The 20,419-nt window shown below is 38.0% G+C and carries 15 protein-coding genes and 1 pseudogene; 11 read left to right on the top strand and 5 right to left on the bottom strand.

The features are described 5' to 3' along the window. The first annotated feature begins 421 nt into the window (after positions 1 to 421). Positions 422 to 1,393: a ribose-phosphate diphosphokinase gene (locus tag IGI58_RS06895; RefSeq protein WP_087641755.1), complete on the top strand. Its 972-nt coding sequence runs from the start codon at positions 422 to 424 to the stop codon at positions 1,391 to 1,393. A gap of 281 nt (positions 1,394 to 1,674) precedes the next feature. Here IGI58_RS06895 and celB read toward each other — a convergent pair whose 3' ends face one another. The 3 genes from celB to IGI58_RS06880 form a co-directional block, all read right to left on the bottom strand. Next, the gene (gene celB / locus IGI58_RS06890) at positions 1,675 to 3,021 is read right to left on the bottom strand and encodes a PTS cellobiose transporter subunit IIC (RefSeq protein ID WP_429954006.1); all 1,347 of its coding nucleotides are present in this window, start codon (positions 3,019 to 3,021) and stop codon (positions 1,675 to 1,677) included. A 15-nt stretch (positions 3,022 to 3,036) separates the two neighbouring features. Beyond that, the gene (locus tag IGI58_RS06885; RefSeq protein WP_429954007.1) at positions 3,037 to 4,425 is read right to left on the bottom strand and encodes a glycoside hydrolase family 1 protein; all 1,389 of its coding nucleotides are present in this window, start codon (positions 4,423 to 4,425) and stop codon (positions 3,037 to 3,039) included. A 178-nt stretch (positions 4,426 to 4,603) separates the two neighbouring features. Next, complete coding sequence (locus IGI58_RS06880) at positions 4,604 to 5,377, bottom strand: DeoR family transcriptional regulator (RefSeq protein WP_429954008.1); 774 nt, start codon at positions 5,375 to 5,377, stop codon at positions 4,604 to 4,606. Between the two features lie 140 nt (positions 5,378 to 5,517). Here IGI58_RS06880 and IGI58_RS06875 point away from each other — a divergent pair, with 140 nt between their 5' ends. From IGI58_RS06875 to IGI58_RS06840, 8 genes and pseudogenes are all read left to right on the top strand, one after another. Then, on the top strand, positions 5,518 to 7,866 hold the full coding sequence (locus IGI58_RS06875) for a helix-turn-helix domain-containing protein (protein ID WP_429954009.1): 2,349 nt from the start codon (positions 5,518 to 5,520) through the stop codon (positions 7,864 to 7,866). Between the two features lie 177 nt (positions 7,867 to 8,043). Continuing rightward, positions 8,044 to 9,243, top strand: a complete 1,200-nt coding sequence (locus tag IGI58_RS06870; RefSeq protein WP_429954010.1) for an MFS transporter — start codon at positions 8,044 to 8,046, stop codon at positions 9,241 to 9,243. After that, positions 9,243 to 9,905, top strand: coding sequence for an L-serine ammonia-lyase, iron-sulfur-dependent subunit beta (gene sdaAB, locus IGI58_RS06865; protein WP_225534996.1), 663 nt, complete (start codon positions 9,243 to 9,245; stop codon positions 9,903 to 9,905). The genes IGI58_RS06870 and sdaAB overlap by 1 nt, the downstream gene beginning before the upstream one ends. Before the next feature lie 19 nt (positions 9,906 to 9,924). Next, positions 9,925 to 10,800, top strand: coding sequence for an L-serine ammonia-lyase, iron-sulfur-dependent, subunit alpha (sdaAA, locus tag IGI58_RS06860; RefSeq protein WP_429954011.1), 876 nt, complete (start codon positions 9,925 to 9,927; stop codon positions 10,798 to 10,800). Between the two features lie 57 nt (positions 10,801 to 10,857). Next, the gene (locus IGI58_RS06855; protein ID WP_429954012.1) at positions 10,858 to 12,288 is read left to right on the top strand and encodes an amidohydrolase; all 1,431 of its coding nucleotides are present in this window, start codon (positions 10,858 to 10,860) and stop codon (positions 12,286 to 12,288) included. A 155-nt stretch (positions 12,289 to 12,443) separates the two neighbouring features. Further along, positions 12,444 to 13,718 (top strand): LPXTG cell wall anchor domain-containing protein, encoded by a 1,275-nt coding sequence (locus IGI58_RS06850; RefSeq protein ID WP_429954013.1) that lies wholly within the window; start codon positions 12,444 to 12,446, stop codon positions 13,716 to 13,718. A 178-nt stretch (positions 13,719 to 13,896) separates the two neighbouring features. Then, a complete protein-coding gene (locus IGI58_RS06845) occupies positions 13,897 to 14,469 on the top strand; it encodes a hypothetical protein (RefSeq protein WP_087641766.1) in 573 nt (190 codons plus the stop codon). A gap of 241 nt (positions 14,470 to 14,710) precedes the next feature. Next, positions 14,711 to 14,898, top strand: a pseudogene (locus IGI58_RS06840) (ClbS/DfsB family four-helix bundle protein); the annotation flags it as partial. Between the two features lie 125 nt (positions 14,899 to 15,023). On the opposite strand, the gene IGI58_RS06835 reads toward IGI58_RS06840, so the two are convergent. Continuing rightward, a complete protein-coding gene (locus IGI58_RS06835) occupies positions 15,024 to 15,848 on the bottom strand; it encodes a VanW family protein (RefSeq protein WP_429954014.1) in 825 nt (274 codons plus the stop codon). Positions 15,849 to 16,106: 258 nt separating this feature from the next. Next, a complete protein-coding gene (locus tag IGI58_RS06830; RefSeq protein ID WP_429954015.1) occupies positions 16,107 to 17,639 on the bottom strand; it encodes a helix-turn-helix domain-containing protein in 1,533 nt (510 codons plus the stop codon). Between the two features lie 529 nt (positions 17,640 to 18,168). On the opposite strand from IGI58_RS06830, the gene IGI58_RS06825 reads away from it, so the two are divergent. Further along, complete coding sequence (locus IGI58_RS06825; protein ID WP_429954016.1) at positions 18,169 to 19,302, top strand: tyrosine-type recombinase/integrase; 1,134 nt, start codon at positions 18,169 to 18,171, stop codon at positions 19,300 to 19,302. A 392-nt stretch (positions 19,303 to 19,694) separates the two neighbouring features. After that, on the top strand, positions 19,695 to 20,405 hold the full coding sequence (locus IGI58_RS06820) for a winged helix-turn-helix domain-containing protein (protein WP_429954017.1): 711 nt from the start codon (positions 19,695 to 19,697) through the stop codon (positions 20,403 to 20,405). Positions 20,406 to 20,419 lie beyond the last annotated feature (14 nt).

Here is a 20,419-nt window from a genome sequence, read left to right as displayed (position 1 = left end):
CATTCGTCTATTTTTATAAGGATTGATTTGTACAGCTAAATAATGACAAATGGTCGATACTTTCAACTAAATAGCTTGTACTGTTCATCATCAGTTCAATTCTTGTCACTGTGATTCTCAGCAAAAATATAAATAATAAAAAACGCCCCATAAATATAATGCGCTTTCATTTTTGGGACTCATCTAAATAGTAATATATATTTTAAGTGCTGTCATTAGAAAATCCTATAAAAGTTCAAAAGAAAATGGCAAATTTAACATATTTATATTTTGGGTATTTTTTTCTAACGACTTAAGTTCTGCTTTTATTAGAAAATCTTCTTAATTTTGAGGAATCCTTTAAAATCACTTGATTTATTTCAGAAAAGTGACTACTATTTATAAGGAAACTATTGTTCAGTAAAAGAAAGCGGAGGTCCCCATGTCAAAACATTATTTTGATCCAAGATTGAAAATCTTCTCTCTTAACTCGAATCGTCCTTTAGCAGAAAAAATTGCAGAAGCTGTTGGTGTCGAATTAGGAAAATGTTCTGTAAATCAATTCAGCGATGGTGAAATTCAAGTGAATATCGAAGAAAGTATTCGTGGTTCACATGTCTACATCATCCAATCAACAAGTAGTCCTGTCAATGATAACCTAATGGAATTATTGATCATGATCGATGCATTGAAACGCGCAAGTGCAAAAACAATCAACGTGGTTATGCCGTATTATGGCTACGCACGTCAAGACCGTAAAGCTCGTGCTCGTGAACCGATCACAGCTAAACTTGTTGCAAACATGCTTGAAAAAGCTGGAGCAACAAGAATGTTGACACTAGATTTACATGCGGTTCAAATCCAAGGATTTTTCGATATCCCAGTGGATCATTTAATGGGTGCGCCATTAATTGCAGATTACTTCTTAGAACGTGACATCAAAGGCGATGATGTGGTTGTCGTTTCACCTGACCATGGTGGTGTGACTCGTGCCCGTAAGTTAGCTGAGTACTTGAAATCACCGATCGCGATCATTGATAAACGCCGCCCGAAAGCAAATGTTGCTGAGGTGATGAATATTATTGGTCACGTTGAAGGGAAAACATGTGTCTTGATCGATGACATGATCGATACAGCTGGTACTATCTCACTAGCAGCGAACGCTTTGAAAGAAGCAGGAGCGAAGGAAGTGTATGCGTCTTGTACACACCCAGTATTATCTGGTCCAGCCTTACAGCGTATCGAAGATTCTGCTATTGAACGTTTAGTGGTAACAGATTCGATTTACTTATCAGATGACCGTAAAATCGAGAAAATCGATGAAGTCAGCGTTGGTGAATTGATTGGTGATGCAATCAAACGTATTCATGAAAATAAACCAGTAAGTCCATTGTTTGAAACGAAACATCGTTAGACTAACTAACAAAAGCTACTTTTTTTCTACAGATAATTTGTAGAAGAAAAGTAGCTTTTTTATTGTATTTATTTACATCAGTAAGAAGAAATTCATAAAAATTTAAAGAACACCAATTAGATATCGATCATCATCAGTTCGTAAATTTACTGTGCTGCTTGGCGATTTTCGTGAATTTCTTCTTAATTTGTAGGAATTAAACACTTTTATAAGCATTTAAACTAAGAAAACAAAACATTTAAATTTATATCAAATCAATCGAAAATATGAACTACACTGATTTAGTCTTTTTCAACGATAGCTGTCTGTTCCGCATACAATTTTCCATCATACATTTTAAAGAAGGGGTAATAGCAAATAATCGACACGGCTAGGTTAATAAACCCGATCAGCACCGCACGAAAATCGCCGCCAGTTCCCAAGAACGCCCCGATCCCCACAGGTGAGATCCAAGGAATCCCAGTAATGACTTTATTGACCAATCCCCAAGAAGTGGCAAAATAAGCGATCGTAACATTGATCAAAGGTGTCACGATAAACGGAATGATCAAGTAAGGATTATAGACGATCGGTGCCCCAAAAATCACTGGTTCATTGATATTGAACAGGCCAGGTAAAACAGCCGCTTTGCCTAAAACCTTCAGTTGATCTGATTTTGCCGCAAAAATCATCAACAAAACTAATCCTAAGGTACTTCCAGCGCCGCCAATAAAAATATACATATTCACGAAATCTCCAGCGAAAATATTAGACCCGCCATCGATATTTTCCGTTAAAGCAACAAGTAAAATCGGATTGATGAAGCTGTTTTTAATGACAGCCGTCCCATGAACGCCGACTGCCCATAATAAATGGATCAATAACATGATCACGATGATCCCCAGCCAAGAACCAGTCAACTCTTTTACGAATTCAAAGGGTTTTGAAAGTAACCCATGCAAATCAGTGTGGAAAACAGCTAGAATCGTATTGATAAACAACATGACAAAAGCAATGAAAATAGCTGGAATCAGTGATGCAAAAGCTTTACTGACACCATCTGGAACGCCTTCCGGCATCCGAATCGTGATATTTTTCTTTACACATAAGCGGTAAATTTGAGTAGCGATGACAGCAGTGATGATCCCGATGAAAATGCCGACTCCGCCAAAACGAGTGACCCAGCCGCCAAGTGCGACCCCATTGTACGTAATGGCCGTTTCACTTTGATTTTGTATGAGCTGTGCGCTGCCATCGACGATATCTGTTTGAACGATCGTCATCAAAAATGCGAACAACCCTAAAATTGCACCGACAAAACTGCTCAAACCATCATTTTCTTCCTTACGATAAATGTCTGTTAAATAATAGGCAGTGGCCAAACAATAAAAAATAGCGATCGAACCAATCGACATGGTTGTTGCCACGCTGTAAATCGGTGCGAATTTCAGGATCGTGTTCTCAAAAAATGGTGCTAATGGCGGAATGATCTGAGGTAAATTATTAATGATCAAGAAGATCGATCCGACAATTGTAAATGGCACTGTAATGATCCCGGCTTGCATGATTGCTCGAATAAAGCGCAAGTTTGCAACTTTATTCAACGGCGGCATTAGTTTAGTCTCCAAGAAGGTAAATACTTTATTCATTTTTTTCTCCTTTCCTTATGAGGGCAGTTGGTTTGTCTCGATCAACGTTTGATACCAGTAGAAACTGTCTTTTTTGTAGCGAGTCATTTCTTTTGCATCATGTTCTGTACGATCGACATAAATAAAGCCGTATCGTTTGCTGATTCCTTCGTGTACGCTCACCAAATCGATCGCTGACCAAGGGCTATAGCCAATCAGTTCTACACCAGCTTCGATCGCTGAGCCGCATTGTTCGATATGTTGCTGTAAGTAGTTGATTCGGTAGGCATCGTGGATTTTACCGTTTTCTGTAAGTTCATCTTTGGCGCCTAAGCCGTTTTCAGTAATGATGATGGGCAAATGATAGCGGTCATACAATGTCTGTAAAGTTGTCTTCAACCCGTCCGGATCGATCGTCCAGTTGAACTCATTTTTCTTCAAATAAGGATTAGTAAAGCCTTTATAAAAGCCCCACTCCATGATATCTTCACTTTGCTGATCGCTGATGCCGTTAGCCATGCCATCTCTTTCTGTTGGTTTTTCTACGGTAACTGTCGTATAAAAGTTCATCGCCACAAAATCAGGGAAGTGATTTTCCATCAATTCTTGATCTTCAGGTGCAAAAGAAATCGATACGTCATTACGGTTCAGATAATCTTTGAATACGGCATTGTAGCGGCCGAAGCAAGAAAAATCGAGATACGCCCAATTTCTGACGCTGTTGAAATAAAGTGCTGCTTGGTTGTCCATTGGCTTACTAGTCGCTGGATAAACAAGTGAGATGTTCGGTACTGGTCCGATTTTCCCATCTTCGATCAGCTCGTGGCAACGTTTGAATGCATATTTTTCTGCAATCATCAAATGGTGAAACTGCTGATATTTTTCTTGTAGAGGAATCTCTTTCCCTAAGATTTTTTTATCGACTAGCAGCATGATGTTCGGCTCGTTGATCGTCAGCCAGTGCTTTGCTCGATCACCATAAGCTTCAAAAACTGTTTCTGCGTAACGGACGAACGCATCGACGGTACTTCTAACGCTCCAGCCACCTTCATCTTCTAATGCTTGGGGCAAATCAAAATGGTTCAAGGTAATGTAAGGCTGGATCCCGTATTTTAGTAACTCATCGATCACATCGTTATAATGCTGCAATCCTAAATCATTGACCTCGCCTCGACCTTCAGGAAAAATTCGTGTCCAGGCAATTGAAAAACGAAAAACTTTGATGCCCATTTCGGCTAATAAACGAATATCTTCTTTAAAATGATGGTAATGGTCAACTGCGACCGTAAAGTCAGCAATATCATGATTATCTCTTTGGCGTGTGTCTTGCACGCTTAGGCCTTTGCCGTCGCTTTTATAAGCACCTTCTGTTTGATGGGCGGAAATCGATGCGCCCCATAGGAAATTTTTAGGAAATGTAGTCATAAGTGTCTCCAATCTATTATTTTTGTAAAGCGTTTTCTTTGAACTTAGAATAAGCGATTGGTCCAGGGAATTCAATGCAATCAAAAGAACTGTTCATGAAAGTATTTTTATGAACAGTTCAAGAGTTTCAAAAGGAATCTAATGTCATAAGAAAACAAGCTTCTTTAGTATACCTTTTTTATTCAGTTAAGACGTCAATGGCGATCGAGTGTGTCATGTAGTTGTTCAATATAGCCTCTGGAATCGATGCATCCGTGTAAAGATGACTAAATAGAAAGGTTCGATCGATCATAAACGATCCGACGGTTTCGAGATTGCCAGCAGGAGTATAAACGATTTTAGGTCCGTTCGTATGCTGGAGCATTGTGCGATAAACAAATGATTCATTCAATGTATTTGTCGTGACCTCATGAGTATTGAAACCAGCTGCTTCAATGATACAAAGATCTGCTTCGACTTTCGTGAATGCGTAGGTAGCAAAATCGCCTACAAGTGCATGGGTATTTTTTTCTAATTCACCCCCACAAATGGAAATCAGGGCTCTTTTATTTGGATGAGAGATAGAAATCGCCGATGCATCGTTTGTTAGAATAAGGATGTCGAAATAAGATAGCGCATGGATGATCTCGGTGGAAAATAGTCCAGCACCAACAAAGAGCTGCAGCCGATCAGTTAAAAATGGTGATAATTTATCGATGAACGCAGTGACTGGAAAATGACTTTTTTCAAGTGTGTGGTCGATTTTTTGTTGCGATACAGGAACCAATTTCACCCCGCCATAAAAACGTTCGATCATTTTTTTCTTTTCCAAAAAGAGCAAATCTCTTCTGATCGTAACCGCTGAAACATTAAAATATTCAGCTAATTCAATGACTGAAGCTTGTTCTTTTTGCTGTAAATAATCGATCAATTGCTCCCGCCTTCTGAAAATATCTCCTTGACTGATTTTCATGACTTCCTCCTTATACGTACGATTATTTTTTAAGTACTCCTAGTATAGACAATATAGTAAAAAAAGGACAACTTGTTTCCCCTTCCGTTTGATGATATATTTTGTTCAATAAACTAGAGCGAATAAGGAAGGTCAAGATCATGGGAGAAGATAACCAACGTCCATTTCATCTATCACTAATGAAAGTGAGTGATGTACCGGCTCGAATGAGTGAAGATTTAACACTGTTTCTTATGCTGAGCGGAAGTATGACAGTAACCACCGGAGAAAAGGAATATAGACTAGAGTCAGATGATCTATTAGTGATCAATCCGCTTCATCAGTATCAGGTGAAGAGCTCTGACAAAAACCTCCTGCTATATTTACGTATTTCCAGAAAACCACTGACTGCTAATTTTAAAGAAAATTGGCTGCCGTATATCGATTGTTCAAGCTCAGAAGACAAAAGTAAGGAGGAGTTTAATAAGCTACGGGCCTTGCTGGCTCATTTGATGGCTGCCTATTTTAAGAAAAGCGGCGAAAATGAGCTTGAAGTGTATCAGCATCTATTCAGTGTATTAAATTATTTGGTGAAGACGTTTAAAAAAGATCGAAATCTACTTCCTCAGCTTAAGCAAGAGACAACTGATGACAGAATAAATGAAGTGCTGGAACAAATTCAAAAAGAATATGATCAGCCGATTTCTCTAGAGTCACTTGCTGAAAACAGTGGAATGTCTTATTATCACTTGTCTCGTTTGTTCAAAAAGCAGGTAGGAATGACCTTTACAGATTATTTGAATCAAATTCGCTTGATGCATGCGACGGAGGCCTTAGTCTCAACAAAAAACTCGGTGATCAAAATTGCTATGGATAGCGGCTTTTCAAATCCTAAACACTTTCATCAAGTGTTTAAAAAACAACATGGAGTAACGCCGGCAAGCTACCGAAAAAAATATTCTTTAGCAAAAACTCAAGAGGATCAAACCATAGAACCAGAAGATTACCAAGAAATCACTGGTGCTGCGGCATTGCAGGAGTTGGCAAAATACCTAGTCGAAAAAGATATCGAAGATGAAAATGCGACAATCGAACAAAAACTGGAATTGACGGTGACAGATACGCCGGAATCAGCCTATCAAGCTAGTAAAAAAATCATCAAGATCGGTCCAGCTAGTGAGGGTCTAGCCAGAGGTGTTCAAAGAGAGCTGTGTATTTTACGAGAAGAGTTAGCTTTTGATTTTGTTCAATTTGAAGGCTTTTGTGAAGAAACCAATTTTGAAAATGATGTCCTGTTGGTATCTGAGTATATTTTAAATAACCAGTGGTTTGATTTTTTGATCAAGATTCAGTTGAAGCCAATGATCCAATTATTTTTGCCAGAGGACTATACGGATAAAAAAGAAGTTCAGCTCTGGTGTGATAAACAAATCAAAATCATACGGCATTTTTTGAATCGTTATGGTCGTGAAGAAGTGGGGCAATGGTATGTTCAGTGGTCGTTTCCAAAAGACAGTGGTCAGTGGAGTGAAGAGAATCGATGGGGCTATCACTATTTTTACCGCAAATTGAAGCAGCTGATTCCCTCAGTCAAGATTGGCTTGATGTCCTTGCGTTCGTTAGCAGAAAAAGAATATCAACAATATCAGGCATTTGTTGAGGAGCAAAGTAAGCAGCGTTGTTTACCTGATTTTATTAGCTTTCATGCAGATCCGTATGCAACAGAAGCAATAAAAGACGAGCACGCACTGCATTTTAAAGACTATCAGCAGGAACTGCTTGCACGTGTAAAGTCAGTGGTTTCAACTTATGCACAAGGAAAAAATCAGGAGGCATCTACTTGGGAGCCGGAGTTATTTTTAACGGATTGGAATACGCTAGTTGGTGAAGGCAACACCTTTTCAGGAACCTTTTTCCGCTCGGCTCTGATTCTAGAATCGATCCTTGAATTATCTAAAGAAGTAACGGGGATTGCTTTTTGGCTGAATATTAAAGTGAAGGAGCGGCAGACTTATGTACGGGAAGATAGTAGCTTATCTGTCTTTTTTTATGAAGGACTGCGTCGTCCACTGTTCTTTTCACTTCGATTCTTAAATCATTTGAAAGGTGAGGTAGTAGCGAGTGGTTCTGGGTACATGCTGACTCAAAATCAGGGACAATATCAATTGTTGCTCTACAATTCTAGCTATTTAGATCCACTTTATTCGGTGGATACCTTTCAAGTGAGATACCAAACGAAAAAGCTGTTGATTCAGTTGGATGGATTGCCGCAGGGGAATTATTTGATCAGAGAATATGTGTTGGACAAAGATCATGGCGGAATTTATAATGACTGGATCAGAATTGGTGGTCAAGCTGAATTAGACAGGGAGCTGCAAAGCTATTTAGAGCAGAAAATTGCCCCAAAGTTTGAATTGAAGAAAGAATCGATTACCAACACTGGCTATCAGTTGGAGGCAACGCTGACGTTGAATGCTTGCCAACTATATTTATTGCAGCCATTGTACTGAGAATAAAGACGAAGAGCAAAAGTAGCATTGCTATTTTTGCTCTTTTTTTATTCTTTATCAAAAAATCAATAATATTGACCTTGTATCGAGCAATTAAAGTAATTTCTATATGCTGAGGCTTTTATATAATGAATGCATAGAAAACGTTTTCTTATATTTTAGTAATGGAGGAAAAAAATGGAAACACAAGCTGAAAAAACAACAAGTAAAAGTGGTGTTGGGCTGATTTTCGCTTTGATGGCGGGTTATTCGATGATTTATATGGATAAGAGTATGATTTCTACCGCTGTCTTACCGATCACCAAGCAGTTTAATTTAGACGCAGGACAAACAGGGATGATCATGTCATTCTTCTTCCTTGGTTATTCGTTGATGCAAATTCCAGGTGGTTGGTTAGCAGATAAAATCGGGGCAAAAAAAGTATTGATGCTGTCACTAGCAATTATTTCAATTTTTTCATTCGCATTCGGTTCAGTCAGTAGTTTGATGTTGTTTATGGTCATCCGCTTTTTTGCGGGGATCGGTCATGGCGGTTATCCACCAAGCTGTTCTAAATCGATTGCTGATAATTTTCCACAGGAACGTAGAACCTTTGTACAGTCTTTGATTCTTTCTACGTCTGGGATCGGCGGGATTTTAGCCTTTACTTTAGGGACAAACTTGATCAATGCTAACTGGCGTTACGGATATTTGGCGTTAGGTACATTGTTCGCTGTCGCTTTAGTTTTAGTAGGACTTTTTGTACCTAATCAAGTAGCCAGTGCAAAAAATGGAGCAAAGGATAAACCGGCAATTACATTTAGTCAGGTGATCACTAACAGAAATGTTTTGGTTTTATTTGTAGCGATGCTCTTGCTGAATTTCCTGCTTTATGGAAACATGTCTTGGCTGCCAAGCTATTTAGCACAAAAATTTGCGATCGATATTAAAACGATCGGTTATTTACTAGCAGTGAATGCCGTATTCCAAACAGCAGCAACAATGTTTGCTGGGGCTCTTTTATCAAAACTTTTCTTAGGAAAAGAACGTATCTTTATCATTAGCGCTACTGTTTTAGCTGCGATTTTAGTTGCTGCTTTTGTTGCTTCGAATAATCTAGTCTTATCCATGATTTGTTTGATCGCAGTCAGCATGGTTTCAGTCAGCGCTTTTACAGCAATCTTTACATGGCCGCACAAAATCATGGATCAGTCGATCATTGGTTCTTCTATCGGGATCATCAATACCGGAGGAACACTAGGCGGCTTTTTGGCACCAATGATTTTAGGTCAATTGATCAAAGCTGCAGGCGGTTCGTTTACATTAGCTTTCGGCTTTATGGCAGCAGCTAGCTTACTTTGCGGACTTTGCGTACTAGGAGTGAAAAAAGAAGCATAATGTCAGAGAGAAAATTTAAATATAAAAGTGCCTTTGATATCATAGGTCCGATCATGGTCGGACCTTCTAGTTCACATACAGCAGGAGCAGTCAGGATCGGTAATATGGCAAGGGAACTTTATAAGCATACGCCTCAAAAATTGATCGTGACGTTTTTCGGATCTTTTGCAGAAACCTATAAAGGACATGGAACGGCAGTTGCGATCGTCGCTGGTGTTCTTGGGTTTGAAACACATGATGAACGGATTCCAGACGCGATCGAGATCGCGGAAGAACAGGGAGTAAAAATTGAATTCCTTGTCAGTACGAAAGAAACGGAACATTCAAATACTGTCAATTTAGAATTGATCGATGAGCAGGAGAAGTTAAATTTAACAGCCATTTCGATTGGCGGTGGCAGCATTCAATTGACAGAAATCAACCACCATTCCACCATTTTGAACCAAGAACAGGGGAACGGATTGGTTCTTACTGCGGATCAGCCAAACACAGCAATTCCTTGTGTTGAAAATGCTTTGGAAAGCCCTGAATTTGTAAAAGTTCAGCAGTTGAATCAAGAGACTGTCTTTTTTGTAGAAACGGTCAGTGACATTAGTCAAAAATTAGTAGCAAAAATCAAAGAAATACCGGGCATCACAGCAGTAATGCCGACGACCGGCTAAATTAGAGGACGTGAATTTTTTGTTTGGATCGATTGAAGAATTAGTACAACTAGCAAAAAAAAATCAGTGTAAGATCGCAGAAATCATGATCGCACAGGAGATCAGAACCTCCGGACGCAGCCGGACAGAGATCATGAATCAGATGACTTTGAATTTGGAAACGATGGAAGCAGCTGCGGCTAAAGGGATTCAAGGGGTACGCTCTCATTCAGGTTTAACTGGTTATGATGCAAAAAGACTACAAGCCTATTTAGATAGCGAAACAGTGTTGACAGATACTACCTTTGTTAAAGCCCTGTGCTATGCAGTGGCGACGAATGAAGTCAATGCAGCAATGGGGATGATCTGTGCAACGCCGACAGCCGGTTCTGCAGGGGTCGTTCCTGGTGTGCTGTTAGCTTTTAGAGAAAAACTGCAGGCGAGTCAAGAAACACAACTGGAATTTTTATTCACTGCAGCAGCGTTTGGTTTCGTTACAGCTAATAACGCCATGATTTCAGGAGCTGAAGGCGGCTGTCAGGCAGAAATCGGTTCGGCTTCAGGAATGGCAGCGGCAGCCTTAGTTGAAATGGCAGGAGGTACGCCGGAACAAGCAAGCCATGCCTTTGCAATCGCGTTGAATAATCTGATCGGTTTGGCCTGTGATCCTGTTGCAGGACTGGTGGAAATTCCATGTATCAAACGAAATGCAGGAGGCACCTCGAATGCAATCAGTGCGGCAGAGATGGCGCTAGCAGGCGTTGAAAGTGAGATTCCAGCAGATGAAGTGGTAGAAACAATGTATCGTGTGGGCCGCAGTATGCCGGCAGATATTCGGGAAACTGGGATCGGCGGATTAGCTGGGACCAAAACGGGTAAGCGAATCGCAAAAGAGTTATTTGGGATTGAACGTTAAAGGAGTTTTTGTTAGGGTAAAAAAAATGTTGATTTAAAAAAAGAAAGGAAGAATATGATGGATGCAAAACAAAAAATCACAGAACTGATCGATGCGAAAAAAGAACAATTTACCGCTGCCGCGGATCAAATTTGGGGAACACCGGAGACAAGATTTGCGACGGCTGAATCAGTGAAACCATTTTTAGAAATTTTAGAAAAAGAAGGATTTGCAGTTGAAACAGGTCTTGCGAATATGGAACACTCGTTTGTCGCGACTTATGGCAGCGGAAATCCTGTTATCGGTATTTTAGCGGAATATGATGCTTTAGGAAATTTGAGTCAGGTTGCAGATCTTGGCGAACAAAAAGCAGAACATGAGGGCGGCAATGGTCATGGCTGTGGACATAATTTATTGGGAACCGGCGCTTTGGCAGGAGCGGTCGGTATCAAGGATTTGATGGAGCAGGAAGAATTAACTGGAACGATCAAATTATTTGGGTGTCCAGCAGAAGAAAGTGGTTATGGAAAAGCATTCATGGCTAGAGACGGTGTGTTTGATTGTTTAGATGTTGCATTGGCTTGGCATCCGATGGATACAAGTATGGCTTGGGGGTTGAGCAGCTTAGCAGTCTATCAAATTTATTATAATTTTAAAGGAAGATCGGCACATGCCGCCGCAGCACCAGAACAAGGACGCAGTGCATTAGATGCTGCAGAATTGATGAATATCGGCGTCCAATTTTTACGTGAGCATATCATTGATGAAGGGCGTGTCCATTATGCATTCATGGATGCTGGCGGTGAATCAGCAAATGTAGTTCAACCAACAGCAAGCCTCTATTATTTTATCCGCGCACCAAAATTGGATCAGGCTGAAGCGATTTATAAACGTGTCAATAAAATCGCAGAAGGTGCAGCATTGATGACAGAAACAGAACTAGAGATCGTTTTTGATTCTGCCTGTGCCAACTACTTGCCAAACCAAGAAATGACAACGGCAATGTATGAAAATCTAAAAGAATTCGGCGATCTGAACTTAACGAAAGAAGATCAAGAATATAGCCAAAGATATTATGATAGCCTAGACGATGCTACTAAAGCTGGGTTGATCACACGAGCTCGTCAAATGAATCCAACAGCAAGCGAAGAAGAAATCCAACGCTTAGGCACACTACCAGTTTTAGATCAAATTGGACCATTGGCCTTTTCAAATGCAACATCAGGCTCGACAGATGTCGGGGATGTCAGCTGGGTTTGTCCGACAGCCCAAGTCTTGATCGGCTGTGAGCCGCAAGGAACACCGCCTCATTCATGGCAATGGGTCGCAAATGGAAAGTCGTCTGTAGCTCATAAAGGGTTGTTAGCCGCTGGTAAAACGATCGCTACAACAGCATACGATTTATTGACGAATCCTGAATTAGTTGAAAAAGCAAAAGCAGAACATCAAGTAACGGTTGGTGGTCAAAAATATCAATCAGCTATACCAGCAGATGTAATGCCAAAATAAAATATTAAAACAAAGCAAGAGATAAGCATACACGCGTCTTATTTCTTGCTTTTTTATGCTTCCAACTCATATTAGCTAAAATTAAGATTGCCTGAATGTTAGAAATTTGCTACGATTGACTTGGATTCAATAATGAGAATTTAAGGAGGAGTAAAATGATCAATAAAAAATGTTTGATGTTGGGATTGTTGTTTTGCACTGTGTCACTGTCGTTTGTAAGTCGTTCATTCGCAGAAGAAGCTAGTTCTTCTACAGAAACGCTAATGACAACAAGTTCTGAAAGTACTGTACAAACAGAGAAACAAGCTAAAGTGTTGGACATTACACCAGAATTTACTGTCTCAACCATCAAAACAACTGTCGGTGAAAAAGGAAGTATTGAAGTGAAACCAGTAGAAAGGATCAAAGATCTCAAAGGAACCTTTAAAGTCACAGTAGCAGATCCTAGCGTTCTTTCTATCAATGAAAAAGGAATTTGGCAAGGACTGAAAGCGGGTACTACTAAAGCCACAATCGACTTTGAATGGTCAAAGGATTCCTTGAAAAAGATTCAGGAGAAATTTCCAGAGCATGAGTTAGCTCAAAAATCAATTGCCAAGGAAGTACCTGTAACAGTAGCAGAAGAAAAGATAGTAGGGATAACGCCTAAATATAATGTAAGTGCAATCAAAGCTAAAATTGGAGACACTGGACAATTTACAGTAGAACCAATGGGCGGTGTCAGTGACCTTAAAGGGACATTTACAGCGTACATCAAGGATGAGCACAAAGATATTATTTCTGTAGATGCAAACGGAAAATGGACAGCATTAAAAGCTGGAACAACAGAATTTGTTTTAGACTATAAACTTTCCGATGAATCATACAAGGCGATCCAAGATAAAAATCCTGGAAGTATATTACGAGCCAATTCGATTGCTACAGTAATCAAAGCGGAAGTAACACCTGTGGGTACAATGAATATTACACCGATGCTTGATATTGCTTCTATCGAAGGCAAAGTCGGAGATATAGGACAGCTAAAAGTCAAACCAATCGAAGGCATGGAAAATCCGACAGGTTCGTTTACATTCTCAATCAAAGATCCGTCGATCATCGAAATCGATAAAGACGGCAATTGGAAAGCACTAAAAGCTGGAACGACGGAATTTACTTATACGTATACTTGGTCAAGGGAAACGATGAAGCAGCTGTCAGAAAAATATCCAGGCTATGAGTTTGCCATCCAAGAACTTGCTCAGGTAGTCAAGGTTACGATTACTGATGGGACAATCAGTTCTACGAAGCCAGCTGGAACGACAAAACCTACAGGCAAGCAATTGCCGGCAACGAATGAAGCAAGCCAACAAAGTTGGATTTTAGCAGTAGGGCTGATGTTACTGATTCTAACATTAGCTGGCTGGTCTAAGAAATCTCTTACAAATCAATAAAATCAGATGGCAAAAAGCTTGCAGTTATTGGTGTGCAGGCTTTTTGCTTTATCATAGACTGTACTCATCTCAAGTTTTGGGCACAGAAGACATAGCCTTGAGCGGCTTGATTTTACATTGCGTTATTTCTCAGTTTAGTATATCGTATCTATATCAAGTCAACGCAAGGAGTGAATACATGGAACCGATGGAACGTCCTGATGAACGAAAAGCACTAGACATTCTTCAAAAAGCAGAGCCGGACAAGTATCGTGATGCACGTCTGTTGGATAAGCCTGATATTCAAAATCCAGCAAAAGATATCGGTATAGAAGTGACACAATCGTTAAAAGAGAGCGTATTAAAGGTATTGCAGCTAGATGACATCAGTGTTCACGATGATCGACAAATTTTAGAAGTGATCAAGAAAAAATACGGAACAGGTATTTTACGTGTAGAATTGCCGCTGCCGGATAATAATCAGAAAAAAGTTGGTATTTCGATTGCAAACTGGCATTCCTTGTTTAATTTGATCGAAGCCTATGATAATAAAGTGAAAAAGCTGCAAAGTGGTAATTATACGATTTATAAGGAGAATAATCTTTTTATTTTTGTCTTTGGCAATGATGAGCAAAGTATTGAGCAATTGGCGACACATATCTATCGGAAACGAAAAAAAAGACAATACGATTATGTGTATGTTTATAGTCAGCCAATGCTATATATGATCGATCGTCAAAAAAAAGTGATCCAAAAACAGCGAATCGTCTGAATAACAGACAGATTTTACTGTATTGGCTCACTTTTTTTATTATGAAAGACAGCGATAGAAGGACCTAGTTCAGCAAAATCTTCTTTTTGAATCGTTGAAAATAATGTTTCCCAGAGCTCATTTTCTTGATAATAAGAAGTGACCGTTTGCCGATAAGACAGTCAGTTTTTGGATGCATAAATTTTGTTTCGATCGGTAAATTGATGGCATCGTTCGAACGTGTTGTCCTTTTTTTCTACCATATGAAACCTATGGAAACTATACATTGATCGAGCAGAGGCAGTTACTGAAAAACAGCGTAGATGAACTATGCACTAGGTTAGAAATACTCTCGAACGAAGAATTATTTGAACCAGGGCAGAGAAAGTGGGCAACAACAAAGGTCGGTGGCCAGTTTATAAATGGGTACACATCAATACAGTAGCTTGATTTACTAACTTTCGAACGAAAATCAGAAAGTGGAAAAAGCTAGCAGTGCTTAAATAGTGAACCAAAACAGAGCAAAGACCGTTTTTTTAGGTATCTGCTCTGTTTGAATGATTCTATTCGTTCAATCAATTTGTTTCTATTATAGTCAGATTTGACGTGTCGTACATCACACGAGCATGATTATTCTTGATCAACCTTTTCTCCAATACATTTCCAGTACGTTTATCAATGCATTTTCTGAAAATTTGCCCATTTCGGAAAACGTCTCCATTTTCTCTTGAAAAGTATTCATTTTCAGCATGTATATGATAACTATATGCTTGTTCATTATCTGAGCGAAGCTCGCCGTTAAGGTGAGTATCACTGACAGAAATCACGAGCTGATAAGTATTTTCAGTGTTATTTTTAAAACGGTAATCTAGATAATTATAAACGATCGATGTTCCTGTTCCAAAAGGGATTTTACGACCGTAATCTGGAAAAAGGTCCAGCCCATCGTGATGATGGTGCTCCGTGATTTCAAGTGGTGAATGAAGTACGATCCAATGGATCAAATTTGTAAATTGACAAAGACCGCCGCCAAGACCAGGACGAACGGTATCGTTAAAAATGGTCACACCATTTTTATACCCCTTACTTTCTGAGCATCTACCAACAAGATGCCAAAAAGAGAATGTTTCGTTTGGCCTGATCAGAATATTCGATACCTTAGGTGCAGCAATCCGAAGGTTGATAGCTTTATTTTCCTGTAAAGTCAGGTCTGTATTCCCTAACTTTCTACGGATGAGTGAGGTATGTTTGTAAACGGATACAGGTAACAGCGCATGCTGCTTTGTTTGAGCAAGCGGCTCTGCGACAATAAAGTCTTGCAGCTTTCTCTGCAGAATATTCTTTTGGATCGATATCTCGTAAGTCAATGGTGATAGTTCGCTAAACAGTTTCCTTTTCATTTTCATAACTCCAATTCTTTTTTTGTAATAATATCGTAACATAAATGTTTTTGTTTAGAAATGAAAATGAAATGTTTTAGAATATCTTAAGAATTGTGCGATAGGTGTGATGAGAGCGATCCTTCTATCCGAATAACCTTTTTCTCTGTTAACTTCCTCAGTATCTTTGTTTGGCTTATTCATAAGAAAAAGCCTGAGAAATAACGTATATAGCAATTTCTCAAGCATGCATTTATTAGATCAGCCTAGCTTTCTTATCTACTCTAAGTGATTAGAGTATTGTTCTTGTTTTACTTTTATAGTATTGATCAAATTGATTTTATCTACAATTATTTTTATGTCCTTTGTATTAAAGGATGGATTGATATAACTAACAAAAATCTCTGAGTTTTCTATTCCGTGAATCTTAGTTGAAGCGATGATCAGATCGGGTGTAATCTTTTCATTTGGTATTATTGGTGATAAAAAGGATGTCCTGAAAAAAGGTGATAAGGTAGAATGTAATTGATTTGAAAGGATCTTTTCCATAACAACGGGTAGATCTGTTTCCATTTTTATCACGATTTCGGGATTAAAGTCAGTTGGGTGTCCAACTAAACAATACAACTCACATAATCTGGGGACCAATAAAGAATGATTAGAAAGATACGATAACTCTACTGATTCGTTTATCTTATTCAATTTTTTTTTCATTTCTTCTTTTAAAAATGGATAAGTATTATAGAGGTAGTTGTTATAATCATAATTAGTGATCGTTGTGTCAAAATTAGGAAAGAGAATGACAGCTAAACAAGTAGACAGGATCAAGCTGGTGATGATATTGAGCGTCTCTGTATCAGTAATTTTTGTTTTTACTGAAAATTGTTCACTGATCAAATTGAATATGTCAAAAGTCACTGTTTGATTGTTCCTGTGAAAATCAAGGGCTTTACTCAGAAAGTTGTTTAATAGGTACATTTGAACACGGGTTTGAGCTACTAATATGAAATAATCTACTTCGGCTTCTGGTATATCAAAAAGCAGATTGAATTCGGAATGCAGTGTTTTAAAATCAACTTGACTAGTGGTAGAGAAGAAAACCTCTCGATTCAAATCTTTTGTAAAAGGAGGCAATTGTTCATAAGATAAGGAATGTCCGGTTTTGATACGGCTGATATTGATAGCAAAGATAAAAGTAAATTGCGAACGTGAGACTTTTTTTATAAGAGTCCAGCTTGGAAATTGCTTTTTTAGAAATTCATCTGCTTCTCTCTCTGAAATAACTGAATCGAAAGGCCAAGTGATTCCTCTAAATAAGCCCCAGAAAAATAGATAAGCAAAATAGCGAATGGAAACTTCCTCGCCAGTTACAGTTACAACTCCTTTTTTTACGACTAATTGAATGTGATAAGGTAAAAAAAAACTGTTTAGGTCAGTGATGATTTTTTTTACTACGGATTCGCTGATAAAATGTTTTTCACAAAAACTTACAATATCAATATTTTTTAGAAAATAAAGGTCAGAAATAAACGAAAAAGGCACCGACAATGTAATGAGCTGGAATGTTAGCGTTCGATACTCTATTTTTGTTCCAACAAACTTATGTCCGGCCCCTTTTTTTGTATCGATCAATCCTTTATGCTCATGATTTTGAGCAGTTTCTTGCAGCAATTTTAGATATTTTAATACCGTTCTTCTGTCTAATTCAGTCCGCTCCATCAACTCTTCTGTTGAACACCAATGCTCTTCAAGATACAAAGTCCGTAATAATGTCAGCATCGTTCTAGTTTCACGGTCAAAAAATTCGTACATCGTACAGATCCCCCTTATAGAAATACATGCATATGTATTATAAGGAACTTGCTAAAAATAATCTATCGATAGGTCATTTCAAAAAAGAACTTGGGATACGCTCAAATCAACGTGTCCCAAGTTCTTTTTATTTGTCTAAAATATGCTTTTAAACATAGATAAATGTAGAGTGCAGTGATTAAATTGTAGTTTCTATTATATATATATTCTTTAGAGTATAAAATTATTTTTGTAATTTTATATTGCAAAAATAAACTAGCGAAAAAGATATAAAAATGATAAATTATGAGAAACAGTTTCAGCTGAAACGAGTTGCTATCTTCTTATTACTATTACTAATAAGAAGTAGCTTATTTTTTTTGATAAATGTTAGTTCGCATTAATATTATATAAAAAAAATGTGGATGTCAACGACTTTTTTTTATTTAATATTAATTTTTGTCTCTAAATATAAAAATTAATAAATTATTTTGACGATTTTAAGCGATTTATATCTAGTTTTTGATAGCCGTCAAAAAAACCGTCAAAAGTGAAAGGACTGATTACGATCGTAAAAAAAGGGGAGAACATTTACAAGCGTAAAGATGGGCGTTGGGAAGGTCGCTATGTGAAGCAGCGGACACCTGATAAAAAAATTATATACGGATATGTATATGGAAAGAAATACACAGATGTTAAAGACAAGCTGACAGTGTTAAAAGCAAAAAGATTACACACCTCCTATGATTTTAGCCACTATCAAGGTACTTACGAAACATGGCTTGGAAACTGGTTATCGATCACGGTCAAACGTAAAGTGAAACCTACGACCTATACCAACTATTTTCGATTGACCAAGCGTTATATCATTCCTCATTTAGGAGAAAAATACATACAAGAAATCAAAGAAGAAACCATTCAATACTTTGTGGATCTCCTGATAATGCAAGGTTTATCTGCTGGAACGATTCGGCTAGTAATGAATTTAGTCAAACAATCCTTTGATGAAGCAATCAAGCAAAAATATCTTATCAACAACCCCAGTAATTTCGTTCAACTACCTAAACAAACCCGACCAGCCGTTCATGCGCTAAGCTTAAAAGAGCAACAAGAGCTCGAGGCTTTAGCCTTCAAAGATCCAGAGTGTTCACCAGTTATTTTAGCCCTTTATTCAGGATTGCGGATCGGAGAAATCAGCGGTCTACAATGGCAGGATATCGATTTTGAACAAAATTTGCTTCGAGTCAATCGAACGATCACTCGTGTCATAGACGAGAATAGCACCAAAGCTAAAACAGAATTGATTGCAGGATCACCTAAAACAGCACAATCCAAACGGATCATTCCTCTTGCTAAAAATTTAAAAAACTATTTACTAGCAAGAAGAGCACACGCGACTAGCCCTTATATTGTTAGAAGTAAAAACAGTTTTGCAGAACCGAGAGTAATCAATTATCGATTTAAAAAAATGATTGATTCGACCAGCTTTTCAGCTATTCATTTCCATTCCCTTCGTCATACCTTTGCTACTCGTTGCTTAGAACAAGGCATGGATATTGCCAGCTTAAGCAGAATCTTGGGGCACCAGTCGATCAAATTGACGTTGGACACATATGCAGACTCGTTATTTGAACAAAGAGAAAAGGAAATGCAAAAAGTAGACAATTTATTATCTCAAAAATAATTCGCAGGATTTCAGCTGAATAAACTAGGAAATAAAAAAAGGAAAACGATCGAAGTTTTCTTTTTTTTATTTCCATTAGCCGTCAACACTGTAGTCAAAATTTCTGGTAAATAGTTATTTATCAATGAATTCCGTGTTTTCTACTTATTAGTAATAGTAATACGAAATAAAAAGTTAAAATTCTAATATTTATATCGCTTACTTTCAGAAAAACGATACGCATTATTTCTTTTTTATTTTAGATTTTATAAAATGAGCCTTTTTAATAATTTTATCAAAAGGTACAAAAATAAGTATAAAGGAATCAAATTAAAGAAACAAATGATTCGACTGAAAAGGTCAGTGAGATAAGTTAGTTTGACCCTATTTTGAATAGCAGAGGAGGAAGAAAGATGCATCAAATCGGTGTACTAAATCAGACATACTCAGAAGAAGAGATCGAAGAACTTTCCGCTAAGTTTCTTGGTGGACTTGACTGTAAGATTTTAAGATTAGATATAAAAAATCTTACACAAGAACTTTCGGACATAGATGTAGTGTTTATGCTTAGTGATTCTTCAACTTTTTCAATGAGTACTACATGCTCAACAATCATTAAAATTCGGGAAATAACGAATGCATACATAGTGATCTACCAAAAAGAAACAGATATGGTCAATCGATTAGTTTATTTACAATTAGGGGCGAATTTGAATATCGGAGAAGAATCTCAAGCGAAGGAAGTACAGCTGATCATTCAAAATGAAATGAAATATCGCGCAGATAAATCATCTGGATTGATCGAATTTGAACGACGTACACCTACGTTTTATAAAGATAGTCCAATGGTCAATCGATTAGAGCCGATTTCTGAGCTTGAGCGTAAAGTTAACCTGACTCGTATTGAATATAAGCTACTATCTTTATTACAAAGTGATATAGGCAAACCATTCACCCATCAGGAAATCTACCAATCGGTCTGGAAAAAAGCCTACAACGATCAAAAGCCAAGAGTTGCTAATGTCGTTTTCCGTTTAAGAGAAAAGTTAGATAGGAATGGCTATCCGGCAGATAAATACATTCAGACCGCACACGGTATCGGCTATAAAATGCATTTAGACTAAGTATCTACCTATAA

Origin of the sequence: Enterococcus sp. AZ020 (assembly GCF_050499205.1) — a bacterium.
In the GTDB taxonomy this organism is placed as follows: Bacteria; Bacillota; Bacilli; order Lactobacillales; family Enterococcaceae; genus Enterococcus_L; species Enterococcus_L dunnyi.
The sequence above is the reverse complement of the archived record's forward strand: the minus strand, read 5'-3'. Positions and strand labels throughout refer to the sequence as shown.

What these genes read in the sequence shown, in the direction of transcription:
- IGI58_RS06895 (WP_087641755.1), top strand. Translation starts at nt 422, where the DNA reads ATGTCAAAACATTATTTTGATCCAAGATTGAAAATCTTCTCTCTTAAC.
- celB (WP_429954006.1), bottom strand. Translation starts at nt 3,021, where the DNA reads ATGAATAAAGTATTTACCTTCTTGGAGACTAAACTAATGCCGCCGTTG.
- IGI58_RS06885 (WP_429954007.1), bottom strand. Translation starts at nt 4,425, where the DNA reads ATGACTACATTTCCTAAAAATTTCCTATGGGGCGCATCGATTTCCGCC.
- IGI58_RS06880 (WP_429954008.1), bottom strand. Translation starts at nt 5,377, where the DNA reads ATGAAAATCAGTCAAGGAGATATTTTCAGAAGGCGGGAGCAATTGATC.
- IGI58_RS06875 (WP_429954009.1), top strand. Translation starts at nt 5,518, where the DNA reads ATGGGAGAAGATAACCAACGTCCATTTCATCTATCACTAATGAAAGTG.
- IGI58_RS06870 (WP_429954010.1), top strand. Translation starts at nt 8,044, where the DNA reads ATGGAAACACAAGCTGAAAAAACAACAAGTAAAAGTGGTGTTGGGCTG.
- sdaAB (WP_225534996.1), top strand. Translation starts at nt 9,243, where the DNA reads ATGTCAGAGAGAAAATTTAAATATAAAAGTGCCTTTGATATCATAGGT.
- IGI58_RS06855 (WP_429954012.1), top strand. Translation starts at nt 10,858, where the DNA reads ATGGATGCAAAACAAAAAATCACAGAACTGATCGATGCGAAAAAAGAA.
- IGI58_RS06850 (WP_429954013.1), top strand. Translation starts at nt 12,444, where the DNA reads ATGATCAATAAAAAATGTTTGATGTTGGGATTGTTGTTTTGCACTGTG.
- IGI58_RS06845 (WP_087641766.1), top strand. Translation starts at nt 13,897, where the DNA reads ATGGAACCGATGGAACGTCCTGATGAACGAAAAGCACTAGACATTCTT.
- IGI58_RS06835 (WP_429954014.1), bottom strand. Translation starts at nt 15,848, where the DNA reads ATGAAAAGGAAACTGTTTAGCGAACTATCACCATTGACTTACGAGATA.
- IGI58_RS06830 (WP_429954015.1), bottom strand. Translation starts at nt 17,639, where the DNA reads ATGTACGAATTTTTTGACCGTGAAACTAGAACGATGCTGACATTATTA.
- IGI58_RS06820 (WP_429954017.1), top strand. Translation starts at nt 19,695, where the DNA reads ATGCATCAAATCGGTGTACTAAATCAGACATACTCAGAAGAAGAGATC.